The organism is Marisediminitalea oceani, assembly GCF_003731635.1.
GTDB lineage: Bacteria > Pseudomonadota > Gammaproteobacteria > Enterobacterales > Alteromonadaceae > Alteromonas > Alteromonas oceani.
In genome coordinates, this window is record NZ_RCUA01000078.1 from 43,836 (window position 1) to 57,862 (window position 14,027).

Sequence of the window (14,027 nt, forward strand, 5' to 3'; positions counted from 1 at the left end):
TTTATTGCCAAAAACTTTGCTTTTTCAAGCGATTTAACGATAAGAGGCGTAAAATGCCCCAACAAAGCCGATACAGTGATGCTGAATTCGAACGTCTGATGAACGACGTTATTATGGTACTAGAAAAACACGGCGCAAGTCGTGATCTTTCTTTAATGGTACTGGGAAATGTAATTTCTCATATTTTTGAGCATCAGGTACCCCCTGCCAATCGCGAAGCGATGGTTGAACAGTTTGCCAGCGTGCTGGTAAAAAGCGTGAAAGGAACGGCCTGACCCCCATGATTTTAGCAGAATCCCCAAGGCGTCAACGGGTAACAAAACTGGTTAACTGGGGTCACTGGTTTGCACTGGCGAATATAGTCATCGCCATAATTATTGCCTCTGTGTTTGTTATCTCTTCACCTGCGCCGGGTACGGTACTGGGTACCTTTTACCTTTTTGCAAACTGGTTCGGGCACATCAGCTTTTTAACCTTTTTTGGGTTTGTGATATTTATTCTGCCGCTGTGCTACCTGGATGTTTCCCAGCGCGTAATAAAAACCATTGCCTCCGCTGTGTCAGCGCTCGGGCTGGCGTTAATGGCCTTTGATGCGCTGCTGTATAACCGCACCGGTTTTCATTTAAGTCATAACTCCGCCTACCTGATAAAGAACGAAGCCGAAGCCCAGCTGTTTCAGTTTGGCTGGCAACAGTTTTTGTACCTGTTGCTGTTGTTTGTGGTGTGGTTTGGTTTTCAGTTAATCCTGGCTAACGCCGTCTGGAAGCGTATCGACCGCTTAATGCACTATCGTATTGGCCGCCGGGTGGTGAGCTTTTTTGTGGTGTGTTTTGTGTCTGGCCATGCTATTCACGTCTGGGCCGATGCCCAGCTCTATCAGCCAATCATTAAACAGGACAACATGTTTCCGCTGTCCTATCCGGCGACGGCAAAAACCACTATGTCACGCTACGGTTTGCTCGATATCGAACGCTACGAACAGCGCAAGCAATTGCAGTTTGACCCGGATATTCATCAGGTTAATTACCCGTCGGATCCGGTATATTGCGCACTGGAACCAGAAAGACAAGCGCTGTTATTGGTACAGATTGACGACGCGGATATCAGCCAGGCGATGAAAGAAGCGGACCTTCGACATATCGACAATTACTTCACCACCTCAACCACCATGGGCGGCTTAATCACCAGTACGCTTTACGGGGTTCCGGAGTTGTATCAGCAAAGTCTGAAAACCACCCAACCGGTATTGTTTGGTTTAAGTGATGCCTATGGTCTGAGCACCGAGCTATACGCCAACTCAGACGCTCAGCTTAAAGCGCAGTTTACCGAGCTTACCTTTAGTGAGCGGTTAACCGGCTCAGCTAATATTGTGGTGGCCTTTGCCGACGGTGGTGCGCTCACCCGTTTACTGCAGCGCAGCGATTTAACCAACACAATGGTGATGGTAGCTACGGGTTATCAGCAATCCAAAGGCACGCTGTACACCAATTTAGCGGTTAACAGCGAACTGGCCAGTACCGAAGATCTGGTCCCAACCCTGCTCAATGCAATGGGTTGTAGCGCGCCTTCACAGTTTTACTCCACCGGTCAGAATCTGTTATCACCAAAGCGTGACTGGTTAGTCAGTACCTCTGGTGAAAAGATTGTGGTGTTCTTCAACGACCAGCGTATCGACGTATTAAGTAACGGTAGTTACGATATCACGCATATCAGCAATGAGATGCGCAGCGACGATGCGCTCAATGTTGATTTACTCAGCCGGGCAATTAAACACCTCACCCGGTTCTCACAGTAAAGCAAAAAAATAGCAGCCAGTTGGCTGCTATTTTGGTTTTATCATTAAGCTACCTTGTCAATGATTAGATATTATCATTGGTAGGGTTTTACCTGTGGTAATCACGGCACGCCAAGGCAGTTGTCTATACTTCTATGTCGGAGTCGCCGACAGCGACCAAAGGGTGTTGTGCGACCCGGTGACCGTGAACCACTCTGGACTCCCCGCAGCCCTTAACAGTGAAAAGCATCATCGTCCCTGACAGAACAAACCAGACCGTCAATGACAGCACATCCATGTGCCGCATCGACTGAATCCTCATCCATGATGATTCTTCTGGTTTGTTATGTCTGCCAGTGACGATGACAACACTGAAGAAGGGCGCAAAAATTGTTCTTTCTTCGAATAAAATTAAAGAGCAATTTTAAAATTCAGGTCTAAACCGATTTCTCCAGGCAGTGGACAGTCACGTTAAATCTGCTTATAAAACAGTTTAGTCCCTGGCAAACAAATTAAAGATACTTGAAAAGTCTTTATCGGCGTTGTTGCTCTGCCCCTGATGCAGTCGATACAGCGCCTGCGCCGCAGAGGCCATAGGTGTAGCTGCGCCAACCTGTGCAGCGGTATCCATGGCTAGGGTCAGATCTTTATTCATCAGTTTAACCATAAAGCCGCCCTGATAATCATTGCTAGATGGCACGTTGTCCATCACACCCGGGCAAGGGTTGTATTTTTGTAATGTCCAGTTGCAGCCCGAGCTTTGCAGCATAATGTCTGACATCACTTTGGGGTCGAGGCCATTAGCAATGGCCAGTTGCAGTGCTTCGGACGTGCCTGCCATCAGGACCGACAACAACATATTGTTGCAGACTTTGGCAATTTGCCCGGCCCCCAGATCACCGGCTCTGAACAGGTTTGCCCCCATCATCGACAGCACCGGCCTGGCCCGTTCAACATCCGCTTCCTTACAGCCCATAATAAACGTCAGCGTGCCGGCAGCTGCACCGCCAACGCCACCGGACACCGGCGCATCAATAAAGGCAATGCCTGCCTGCTTAGCCTGTTCTCCCACTGCGATTGCGCTTTGCGCATCAATGGTACTGCAGTCGATCAGCAACGCGCTTTTATCAACATGAGCCAGCAAACCGTCTTCGCCCAGATAAAGGGATTTAACATGGGCTGCGGCGGGTAACATGGTTACCACTATATCAGCGCCAGCTACCGCTTCCTGCGGTGATCCTGCTTTGTGTGCTCCGGCTGCTACCAATGCATCAACTGCTTCCGGCATCAGATCGAACACCGTAACATGCTGATTATGTTTTAACAGGTTGCGGGCCATAGGCCCACCCATATTACCCAATCCGATAAAGGCAATTTGTGTCATGATTATTCTCCGGATAGTGTTAGCGGGGATTGCTCCCAGGGGCTGGTAAAATGCAGCTCAACAACGTCTTCAGAGACGCTGCCTACATCGGCAAAGCGCCATTTGGGCTGTTTGTCCTTGTCGATAAGTAACGCTCTTACGCCTTCGGCAAATTCGCCGGACTCGGCGCAGCGGCATGACATAATAAGTTCCATCTCAAAACATTCAGCCAACGAAAGCGATTTACCCCGCCGGATTTGCTCCCAGACCAGGTGCATGGTGATCGGCGAACCTTTACTCAGCGAATACTGCGCTTTACTCAGCCACTCATCCTCAGCAGACGGCATGGCTTGTATCGCTTTTACCGCCTCGCTAGCGCTTGTGCAGCCCTGCAGGGTCTCATCAATACTGTGCTGATGAACGGCTAGTTGTGCCTCAGGCCGCTCATCGGCGCTTAGTTGGTAACGCTCACATAGCTTATCTAACTGAGCAGTCACCTGCCCGTCCTGCCACTGAGTGTCACCAAGCGCTTGTAGCAGTGAAGGCAAAAACTCATTAGCCATGATGTAGTCGCCTAAGCCAATAAACAGTCCGTCAGCAGCGTTTAACGACGCCCCTGTCAGCCCGGCGAATAATCCGCTCTGACCTGGCGCACGAGACAGAAAATAGCTTGCTCCGACATCGGGATACAAACCAATGGTGATTTCAGGCATGGCCAGCCTCGATGAAGCTGTCAATAACCGGTGGCTGGCACCAGCCAGCAGGCCGATACCACCGCCCATCACAATCCCTTCGCCCCAGGCAATAATCGGTTTATCGTAGGTGTGAATGGTGTAATCAAGACGGTATTCAGTGGCAAAAAATTCAGCGATAAACGCCGGGATCTGATTAGCCGCCGACTGCATAGCCTGATACATGGAGACAATGTCGCCGCCGGCGCAAAATGCCTTGGGGCCACTGCCGCTTATCACCACCATTAACACGGAGTCATCCGTTCGCCAGGCATCCAGTTGCTGCTGCATCGCCATGGCCATATCCAGATCCAGCGCGTTAAGCGCTTTTGGCTTATTTAACTGCAGATGACCAATCTGGCGTCCACAGCGGGTCGGAATAAGACTGCTCTGTAGTTTATCTGTCACCGTTTTCTCCTAAACAAGTTCGCTACCTTCCTGCAGCACGCTTCGACTGATAATTAAGCGCATAATTTCGTTGGTACCTTCGAGAATTTGATGGACCCGAACGTCACGCACATGGCGCTCCAGCGGATATTCTTTAATGTACCCGTAGCCACCATGGATCTGCAGTGCCTCGTTACACACCGTAAAGCCTACATCGGTTGCAAAACGTTTTGCCATGGCACAATAAGCCGTCGCCTGGGGATCATGCTCATCAAGCTTGAATGCAGCCAGCCGCACTAACTGCCGGGCCGCAACCAATTCAGTTGCCATATCGGCCAGTTTAAATTGCAGCGCCTGAAATGCGGCCAGTGGCTTACCAAACTGCTGTCGCTCATGCATGTAATCGCGGGCGGTATTTAACGCCTGTTGCGCCGTACCAATAGAACAGGTAGCAATGTTAATCCGGCCGCCATCGAGCCCTTTCATGGCAAAAGTAAAACCCTGACCTTCCTCACCGAGTAAATGACTGGCCGGAATGGTCACATTATCAAAGGTGATCATCCGCGTGGGCTGAGCATTCCAGCCCATTTTTTCTTCCGGTTTACCGTAGCTTATACCTGCAGCGTCTGCAGGTACTGCGAACGCAGAAATCCCTTTCGCACCATTATTGGCGGTACGGGCCATCACTATGAGTAAGTCGGTGCTGCCTGCCCCGGAAATAAAGACTTTGCTGCCAGAGAGTACGTATTGATCACCCTGCCGCTCTGCTTTGGTGGTTAAGCTGGCCGCATCTGAACCGGCACCAGGCTCGGTTAAACAATAGGAAGCCAGCTTATTGCCGCTAACCAAATCCGGTAACCAGGTGTCTTTCACCGCCGCCTGGCCATAAGACGCCAGCATCCAGGTAGCCATATTATGAATCGTTAGCATGGCCGTAGTGGCAGTGCAGCCCATAGCCAGCTGTTCAAAGATTATCGATGCGTCGAGGCGACTGAGTCCCAGTCCGCCGTCCTCTTCCGGGGTATAAAGCCCACAGAACCCGAGTTCACCGGCCTGACGTAAAGTGTCTACCGGAAAGGTGTGGTCTTTATCCCACTGGGCGGCGTATGGCGCCAAAGCCTGTCTGGCAAATTGTGCTGCCACATCAGCAAAAGCCTGTTGGTCTTCGTTTAGATTAAAATCCACTGACTGTCTCCCTAGCGTAAATTAATCGTCAGGTTCGGACCGGCCGGAATGCTGTCTTCCGGCCAGCGCGAAGTGATGGTTTTGGTTTCAGTATAAAAACGCACGGCCTGCTTGCCGTAGGCATGCAGATCGCCGAAGAAGGAGTTTTTCCAGCCGGTAAACGAAAAGAACGGCAGCGGCACAGGAATGGGTACATTAATCCCTACCTGACCTACACTGACTTCAGACTGGTATTTACGCGCGGCTGCACCACTGGCGGTGAAAATCGAAGTACCGTTACCGTAAGGGTTGTCGTTAACAATAGCCAGCGCTTCATCCAGTGAATCCACACACAGGCAGCACAGCACCGGGCCAAAGATTTCTTCCTGGTAAATGCGCATAGTGGTCGTCACATCACTGAATACTGTGGGGCCAATCCAGTGACCTTGTTCGTAACCCTCCACCGTGCATTCTGAGCCATCTACCAGACAGGTAGCGCCTTCTTCTTTGCCAGACTGAATGAGACCCAGCACGCGCTCTTTAGCAGCATTACTGATAAGCGGCCCGAAGCCGGCTTCTTTATCATCCCATACGCCGGGTTTCACTTCGGCGATGGCACTGGCCAGTTCGTCAATCCACTGTTGTGCATCGCCGACGAACACGGCTACCGAAATAGCCATACAGCGCTGTCCGGCTGCGCCTACGGAAGCGCCAACCAGGTTATTGATCACATGCTGTTTATTAGCGTCAGGCATTACTACGGTATGGTTCTTGGCACCGGCGAAACACTGGGCGCGTTTCATATTAGCGGTCGCCGTCTGATAAACGTGTTTACCTACCGGTACTGAGCCAACAAAAGAAACCGCTGCGATATCCGGATGATTAAGCAATTGGTCAACCCGCTCACGACCGCCGTGAACCACATTCAGCACACCAGCCGGCGCACCGGCTTCCATGAATAATTCGGCCAGTAATACCGGTGTTTGCGGATCCTGTTCGGAAGGTTTGAGCACAAAAGTGTTCCCACACACCACCGCAAGCGGGAACATCCATAATGGGATCATGGCCGGAAAATTAAACGGCGTAATGCCCAGGCAAACACCGAGAGGCTGAACAACGCTGTACGTATCAATGCCCCGGGCAACGTTTTCTACCGTTTCGCCCATCATCATACTGGGCGCATTCATGGCCTGTTCAACCACCTCAATACCGCGCCACACATCGCCCATGGCGTCATCAAACACTTTGCCGGTTTCACTGGCAAGGACTTTAGCAATGCGTTCCTGCTCACGCTTAAGGATGGCCTGATAACGCATCATCACCCGCGCACGCTCTGTTACCGGCACATTTTTCCAGCTGTTAAAGGCGTTTTTAGCGGCAGCTACTGCTTGTTCGGTTTCTTCTGCTAATGCATCTGGTACGCGGGCGATTACGTCGCCACTGGCAGGATTGGTGACATCAATCATGTGTTGACTGGCGGAAGATCGGAATTCGCCATCGATTAATAGTTTAACGTTTTGCATTCCCGTTTATTCTCTGTCGTTAGTTTTATCCTAACGCTATAGCATGACTCCGTTTACGTAAACGTAAGGAGGCGTGAAAGCTGCGTTAACAATGTAAATAAATTGTGACATTGTTAGTCATAACCATACCTATTATTGAATTTACGCTTTTATTTTAGGTCCCTGCTGATATGCTTAACACAGGTAACACTGACGAACGCGGTAGATGAATGGTGCAAAAAATCAGAGTCGCAATTATCGAAGATAATGCGACGGCCCGGGCCACCATTCGTAGCCATCTGATTACCATGGGTAATTTGGAGGTGGCGAGTTTTAGCACCGGCAGTGAGTTAAAAAACGTATTGCGCAAGCAGCATTTCGAACTGCTAATTTTTGATTTTCATCTTGGCCAGCGCCGTAACGGGGTTGAATGGGTGCAAGCCCTGCGACAGGCTGATTTTATCCGCCCGAGTACCGGCATCATTTTTCTCACCGCCGACAGAATGCCTCAGACCATTGGCCAGATTATCGACATTCACCCCGACCTGCTGTTACTCAAGCCCTACACCATCAATTCACTGCAACGCGGACTGAATCATTATCTTGAGTATCGCGAGCAAGCCAGTAAAGCGCTGATGTACCTTGATGATGGTTACTGCGATCGGGCTATTAGTCAGGTCCGGCAACAACTTCAGGCACCGCTGTCGGCCAGACTGCGCTCCGACCTGGAAAAACTTCAGGCCAGGCTGCTATTACAGGTTCATCAATATACCGAGGCGCTCGATATTTATCAGCGGGTGCTACAACAATCCGATAAGGTACTTTGGGCTCAGTGGGGCAAATTAAAATGTCAGTTTTTAATGGGTAACTGGCCGGACTGCCAGGAATCACTGGATGCCATGCTCGATACCCTGCTGACCCGCGACAAAGCCTTTGAATGGCTGGCGTGTTTGTCTTTTGAGCAAGCGGCTTATGAGAAAACCGAATACTACCTGGATCACATTCAGGACAGTGAACTCAGCCTGCCGGCTACCCGGCTGAAAACGATGACCTACCAGAAGCAAAACCGGGTCGTAGAAAGTATCGATTTACTGCAAAAAAAACGTGAATATAACCGCTCTACCAAAGAGCGCTTCGACGAGTTCACCTTTGAACTGGCCGAATTTTACCTGAGCATTGCCCAAAATAGTCCGATGAATAACCGTGGTGAGAGTCTCACCCAGGCCAGAAAACTAGCCGGTGTAGCGGCACGCAGCCAGGGCGACTCACTGGTCAGACAGCGCCACGATTATTTACTGGCCTACAGCTATGTGCTGGAAGATCAGGGTGAAAAAGCCAGAAGTCTCACTCAACGTGAACACATGCAGGTATTTAATCGCAGTTCTGCAAACACGTTAATTACAGCTGCAAGAGTGTTTAGTGCCCTGGGCAATGAAACTCAGGCGTTGTATTTACTTGATATGGCAAAAGTAAAAAGTGAGTTGGGAGAAATGCCGGCAGAACAGCAAACGCTGCAAAGCAGGTTAATTAATGCAGAAAAAGAATCTGGCCTGGCCCACAGCCGTGCCGATGTCTTTAACGAACAGGGGCAGCAATTGTTCGTAAAAGAAGCGTATCAGGAAGCGCTTGCCGCGTTCTATCATGCCCTTCAGCTACGCCCGTCATTGCCGGCGATTGCTCTCAACATGTTGCAAACACTGCTGGTAGAACAACAAAGTAGCTACCGCAGTGTACTGCTGAATGATTTGGTTCAGCAAATTCATCACAGTGAACTGTCTGAAACTAACCAGCAGCGTTTTGCCAGATTACAAAAGAAATACCCGCAAATTAATGAGGTATTGATGGCAGCAACTCACGCCAGCGCCGCCAACCCGGTAACCCCGACTTAACCCTGATGCAAACGGGTTAATAAGCTCGACGTATCCCAGCGCCCACCGCCGCTTTTTTGCACGTCAGCATAATACTGATCAACCAGCGCCGTCAGGGCCAGCGTCGACCCGTTTTTACGAGCTTCATCCAGAGCGATCGCCAGATCCTTACGCATCCAGTCAACCGCAAAGCCAAACTCATACTCTCCTTTGATCATGGTTGCAGCACGGTTTTCCATTTGCCACGACTGCGCAGCGCCTTTACTGATAACATCGATTACGGTGCCACAATCAAGCCCGGCCTGCTCACCAAAGTGCAGGGCTTCGGCAAGGCCCTGAACAATCCCGGCAATGCAAATCTGATTCATCATTTTAGCCAGCTGGCCGCTGCCGTGACCACCAATCAGCTGACTGTGACGGGCGTAAGTATCCATAACCGGCTGCGCGCGGGCAAAGTCGGCCTCTTCGCCACCAACCATAATCGTTAGCTGGCCATTTTCTGCACCAGCCTGCCCGCCTGAAACCGGCGCATCCAGAAAGCCAGCCTGCTGTGCTGCACAGGCCTCAGCCAGCTCACGGGCGAGTTCGGCTGACGCTGTGGTATGGTCAACCACCAAAGTACCCGCACTGGTGCCAGCCAGAATGCCTGACTCGCCATAAACCACCTGACGAACATCATCGTCGTTGCCTACACATAAAAACACCAGTTCGGCGCCCTCTGCCGCTGCGCAAGGTGTGGTGCCTATGCGCCCACCATACTGACTCTGCCAGCTTTCAGCCTTACTGGTAGTGCGGTTATATACACACACGTCAAACCCGTTGGATTGCAGATGCCCGGCCATGGGAAATCCCATTACGCCCAAACCAATAAAACTCACTTTCATTATTTTTCCTTAGTCCCCGAATCAAGGTGAAGAATGTCGCGCTGCCAAGTGTAACACGCTGACAATTTATTGAAGCAAGCTTAACTTGACTGTAGGGCGCATCCTAATAGTATTAGCAGTACAGGGAAAGACAACGGGATTGCTAATGACTCCTACACCACGCGTTGCCATGTTCAGTGCGCAGCACTACGACATTCAATCATTTAAACAGCATCCGCTGTATGAGCAGATTGATTTGACCAGCTTTGAAACCTCCCTGGGGCCGAAGACCGTCTCGCTGTGCCAGAATTTCGATGTGCTCTGTGCTTTTGTTAACGATTGCCTCGACAATTCGATTTTACACCAGTTAAGCGATCAGGGCGTTAAACATATCGCACTGCGCTGCGCCGGATTCAATAACGTTGATACCGCTGCCGCCAAAGAGTTGGGACTGGCCGTTTCACGGGTACCCGCGTATTCGCCGGAGGCTGTTGCCGAACATGCTCTGGCGCTTATCATGACGCTGAACCGCAAAACCCATAAAGCTTATAACCGGGTCAGGGAAGGCAATTTTAACCTTAACGGTCTGCTGGGCTTTACCCTGCATAACAAAAAAGTGGGAATTGTAGGAACCGGCCATATCGGCGCCGCACTGGCACGTTTACTGACTGGCTTTGGTTGTGAGATTTATTGTTACGATCCCTACCCTGATGACGCTCTGATTAAACAAGGAGTGGTATATACCAGTCTCGAGACCTTGTTTAAGGAATGCCATATTATCAGCCTTCATTGTCCGCTCAATGAACAGAGTCATCATCTTATTAATGCCGAGTCACTGGCCAGCATGCGCGATGGGGTGATGCTGATTAACACCTCACGCGGTGGCCTGATCGACACTCACGCGGTTATTGAAGCGTTGAAAAAACACAAGATTGGCTACCTGGGCCTGGACGTATATGAAATGGAATCAGAACTGTTTTTCCGCGATCATTCCAGCGAAATTATTCAGGACGATGTATTTGAGCGACTGCAGACCTTTCACAATGTGTTGATTACCGGCCATCAGGGCTTTTTTACTGCTGAAGCTCTTGATCAGATTGCCGAAGTGACACTGCAGAATATTCTGGCGCTTAACAATGGTACGGCCGACGACAGCCGCTTTGTGGTTCTGCCGGATTAATCCGGCCGTTTTTCCAGCCACAGGTGAAAATACTTGCCCAGCCATAAATACGGCTCCTGGTGACCATACTGACGTTCGGTGGCCAGTAGTTCCTCGTATTTGGAATCTGCCATGTCACGGTCACGAAGGTAATCATGAAAGCAGCGAATTCCGCGCATTGAGTGCACTGTAAAACCAAGGTTTTGTACTTCAGCGATAACTTCTCTGGGCACCAGCGGCTGCTGAGGGTTTAAGCGCACCTGATTTTTCACTTTCATACCGCGGGCAATGTACTCAAAATTACCGTACACAGCATTACTGAACAGCGCCGCATCGCGGTTAAAGAAAGTCAGGCTGAGCCGCGCGCCCGGCCGCATACGATCAGCCAGTACGCTAAGTGCTTCAAAGGGCCTGGCCAGCCATTCCAGCACGGCATGGCACACCACTACATCAAACTCGCCGAGGTCATCGATGTCGAATAAGTCGGCCTGCCTGACGGCGATACCGGCATCCAGTTGCTTACGGGCGATAGTTAAAATATCTTCTGAAATATCAGTCAGCGTTAGCTGATGACCAAGCCCGGCAAGAAAAGCAGACATCACGCCTGTGCCACCGCCCAGTTCAATAATGCTTTGCGCCGGCTCTTCGGCCAGCACTTCACTTAACACATCGCAGAGCAACTGATGGCGTAAACGGCCTTTGGTAGTACCGTAAATATTACGGTTAAACTTTTCCGCCAGGCCATTAAAGGATTGATCTTTCAACAGGGTCTTCTCAGGCCGGGTTATCAATGTCGATGAAGGTTACCTTCAGGCCAAACTCACCTGCCAGGTGCTCACCCACTGCTTTAACGCCATAGCGCTCGGTAGCATGATGGCCGGCAGCAATAAAGGCAATGCCCATTTCGCGGGCAATATGGATGGTCTGCTCCGACACTTCACCAGTAATAAATACATCGCAACCGGCCATTGCCGCCTGTTCGATAAAACCTTGTCCGCCGCCGGTACACCAGGCAACCTTGTTAACCGGCTTATCCGCTTTGCCTTCGCAGACTACCAGGGGTCTATCCAGCTTTTGCTCGATTAATGCAGATAGTTCACCGAGAGTGGTTGAAGTTTCGCCCTGGTAAACAATACCCGCTGGGCTTACGGCTTCCAAAGGCACAACGTTGCTAAGTTCAAACAAGGCACCAAGCTGTGCGTTATTGCCCCACTGATGATGCATATCAATGGGTAAATGATAGGCCAGCAGGTTAATGTCATGGGCCAGTAAACTGGCAATGCGGCGTTTTTTCATGCCAACCAGTGGCTCACTCTCGCCCTTCCAGAAATAACCATGATGGACCAGCAAGGCATCGGCACCGGCCTCAATGGCGGCATCGATAAGTTGCTGAGAGGCGGTAACGCCGGTCACTAAATGCCGGATATCCTCGCAACCTTCAATTTGTAAGCCGTTCGGACAGTAATCCTTGATGGTCGCGACCTGCAATTCCTTATTCAGATAATCAACAAGTTGAGTCGTCAGCACGATTTATCCCTCGTTTTGATAGCCGTCGCCGCTGATCCCCTGGGCAACGAATGGAAACAGATGTTCAATCACATCGGCAATATCGATGTCTTGCTGGTAGTCCGCCTTGGCAATGTCTTTCAGCGCCTGACTCGATGCCATGGAAAACACAAAGCTGCCAATAGCGAAGTGCAAGCGCCAGAATAATTCATCGGCCGGGATTGCTGGTAATGCGGTGCGTAACATGGCCAGTATGGTTTGGACCGTCTCACCGTAGCTGCCCATGATAAAGCGGCGTAGGTGGCCCTGCGACTCGGTATAGCCCTTACCCAGCAACTGCACAAACATTTCGGTGCCATCGGGCTGCACCGCATTGAGGTTAAGCAGCGGCCCCTTAAGGTTTTGCAACACCTGATCCACGCCTTTTCGACCCACGCTGGGAACCAACTTCGCCAGCGCCTCATCAATTTGCGGCATCATTACATCAAAGTAACGCTTGAGCACCGCCTGAATGAGGTTTTTCTTACTGCCAAAGTGGTAATTCACTGAGGCCAGATTCACGTCGGCCCGGGCGGTAATTTCACGCATCGAAGTTTGTCCGTAGCCCTGTAATGCAAACAGGTACTCGGCCGCTTCAATAATTCGCGCTTTGGTTTGCTTACTCATTTACGACTTTTTAAACCATTGTGGAAGTTGACTGACCATACGCATTGCCGCCCTTTCTGCGCCCTGAGCAAAAGACATCCCCAGCTTTTCGGCAACATTTTTCTTTTGCATAAATTTCACCGCAAAAATATCGCGCTCCGGGTAAACACTCATGATGTAATCATCAGAGGTACTGATGCCGTCAATCAGGCCCAACTCCAGCGCCTGGCTGCCATACCAGTATTCACCGGTTGCCACTTTGGCAATATCCAGCTCTTTGCGGTTAGTGCTGACCCAGTCCTTAAACATCACATGCACGGCTTCAAGCTCTTCGCGGAATTTTTCCCGGCCTTCATCGGTATTTTCCCCAAATACCGTGAGCGTACGCTTGTATTCACCGGCGGTGTGCTGCTCGTAATCGATGTCATTCTTCTTCAGTAACTTGTGGAAGTTAGGCAGCTGAGCTAATACCCCAATAGAACCAATAATGGCAAACTGACTGGCCACCAGATGATCGGCCACACAGGCCATCATGTAACCACCACTGGCAGCCACTTTATCAACCGCAACGGTAAGCTTTAAGCCTTTATCACGAATACGCTGCAGCTGCGCAGCGGCCAGCCCGTAACCATGCACCACGCCGCCGCCACTTTCGACTTTAACCAGCACTTCGTCTTTCTCGGTTGCAATACACAACACGGCCGTAACTTCCTCGCGCAGTTTTTCTACCTCATGGGCGTCCATTGAGCCCTTAAAGTCGATAACAAAGAGTTTACCGCTGTCTTCTGCCGGCTCTTTATTTTCTTTCTGCTTTTTCTTTTGTTCTTTAGCCAGTTTCTTCAGGCTGGCTTTGTCCAGCGTCACCTGTTGAGCATAGTGCGTGATGTCTTTTAACTGCTCACTCACTGAATGAATTTCCAGTTGCCCTTTACCTTGTTTTTGTTTTGCCGCAGCACCTGCTGCCAGGGCCAGAACAATCACAATTGCGGCAACCAGTGTGACTGCCTTTGCTAAAAATAGTCCGTATTCGTATAAGAATTCCACAAATGCCTCTTGTGTTATTGT

At 50.5% G+C, this 14,027-nt stretch carries 13 protein-coding genes; 4 read left to right on the forward strand and 9 right to left on the reverse strand.

Translation table 11 applies throughout. The features are described 5' to 3' along the window. Positions 1-53: 53 nt before the first annotated feature. Positions 54-275, forward strand: a complete 222-nt coding sequence (locus tag D9T21_RS19620) for a YejL family protein (RefSeq protein WP_105935111.1) — start codon at positions 54-56, stop codon at positions 273-275. A 5-nt stretch (positions 276-280) separates the two neighbouring features. Beyond that, on the forward strand, positions 281-1,795 hold the full coding sequence (locus D9T21_RS19625; RefSeq protein ID WP_123326884.1) for a DUF3413 domain-containing protein: 1,515 nt from the start codon (positions 281-283) through the stop codon (positions 1,793-1,795). A gap of 472 nt (positions 1,796-2,267) precedes the next feature. On the opposite strand, the gene mmsB is transcribed toward D9T21_RS19625, so the two are convergent. The 4 genes from mmsB to D9T21_RS19645 are packed head-to-tail and all read right to left on the reverse strand — an operon-like array spanning position 2,268 to position 6,942. After that, entirely contained in the window at positions 2,268-3,158 is an 891-nt protein-coding gene (gene mmsB, locus D9T21_RS19630; RefSeq protein WP_123326885.1) for a 3-hydroxyisobutyrate dehydrogenase, read from the reverse strand. A gap of 2 nt (positions 3,159-3,160) precedes the next feature. Then, positions 3,161-4,276 (reverse strand): enoyl-CoA hydratase/isomerase family protein, encoded by a 1,116-nt coding sequence (locus D9T21_RS19635; protein WP_123326886.1) that lies wholly within the window; start codon positions 4,274-4,276, stop codon positions 3,161-3,163. Positions 4,277-4,285: 9 nt separating this feature from the next. After that, the gene (locus tag D9T21_RS19640) at positions 4,286-5,440 is read right to left on the reverse strand and encodes an acyl-CoA dehydrogenase family protein (RefSeq protein ID WP_123326887.1); all 1,155 of its coding nucleotides are present in this window, start codon (positions 5,438-5,440) and stop codon (positions 4,286-4,288) included. Positions 5,441-5,451: 11 nt separating this feature from the next. Continuing rightward, the gene (locus tag D9T21_RS19645; protein ID WP_123326888.1) at positions 5,452-6,942 is read right to left on the reverse strand and encodes a CoA-acylating methylmalonate-semialdehyde dehydrogenase; all 1,491 of its coding nucleotides are present in this window, start codon (positions 6,940-6,942) and stop codon (positions 5,452-5,454) included. 209 nt (positions 6,943-7,151) lie between these two features. On the opposite strand from D9T21_RS19645, the gene D9T21_RS19650 reads away from it, so the two are divergent. After that, a complete protein-coding gene (locus tag D9T21_RS19650) occupies positions 7,152-8,810 on the forward strand; it encodes a response regulator (protein WP_123326889.1) in 1,659 nt (552 codons plus the stop codon). Here the strand turns inward: D9T21_RS19650 and D9T21_RS19655 are convergent. Continuing rightward, positions 8,807-9,673: an NAD(P)-dependent oxidoreductase gene (locus D9T21_RS19655; RefSeq protein ID WP_123326890.1), complete on the reverse strand. Its 867-nt coding sequence runs from the start codon at positions 9,671-9,673 to the stop codon at positions 8,807-8,809. The two genes, D9T21_RS19650 and D9T21_RS19655, sit on opposite strands and share 4 nt — an antisense overlap. Before the next feature lie 145 nt (positions 9,674-9,818). Between D9T21_RS19655 and D9T21_RS19660 the strand changes: the two genes are divergently transcribed. Beyond that, a complete protein-coding gene (locus D9T21_RS19660; RefSeq protein ID WP_123326891.1) occupies positions 9,819-10,832 on the forward strand; it encodes a 2-hydroxyacid dehydrogenase in 1,014 nt (337 codons plus the stop codon). Here D9T21_RS19660 and D9T21_RS19665 read toward each other — a convergent pair. Genes D9T21_RS19665 through sohB form a run of 4 tightly spaced genes read right to left on the reverse strand, consistent with a single transcriptional unit; the run spans position 10,829 to position 14,006 of the window. Then, a complete protein-coding gene (locus tag D9T21_RS19665) occupies positions 10,829-11,575 on the reverse strand; it encodes a methyltransferase (RefSeq protein ID WP_338134024.1) in 747 nt (248 codons plus the stop codon). The genes D9T21_RS19660 and D9T21_RS19665 overlap by 4 nt on opposite strands. A 10-nt stretch (positions 11,576-11,585) precedes the next feature. Continuing rightward, positions 11,586-12,338 carry a Nif3-like dinuclear metal center hexameric protein gene (locus D9T21_RS19670; RefSeq protein WP_206427309.1) on the reverse strand — a complete coding sequence of 251 codons (753 nt, stop codon included), beginning with the start codon at positions 12,336-12,338 and terminating at the stop codon, positions 11,586-11,588. Between the two features lie 3 nt (positions 12,339-12,341). Continuing rightward, the gene (locus D9T21_RS19675) at positions 12,342-12,983 is read right to left on the reverse strand and encodes a TetR/AcrR family transcriptional regulator (RefSeq protein ID WP_105935101.1); all 642 of its coding nucleotides are present in this window, start codon (positions 12,981-12,983) and stop codon (positions 12,342-12,344) included. Continuing rightward, positions 12,984-14,006 (reverse strand): protease SohB, encoded by a 1,023-nt coding sequence (gene sohB, locus D9T21_RS19680; protein WP_123326980.1) that lies wholly within the window; start codon positions 14,004-14,006, stop codon positions 12,984-12,986. It abuts the gene before it with no gap. Between the last annotated feature and the right edge of the window lie 21 nt (positions 14,007-14,027).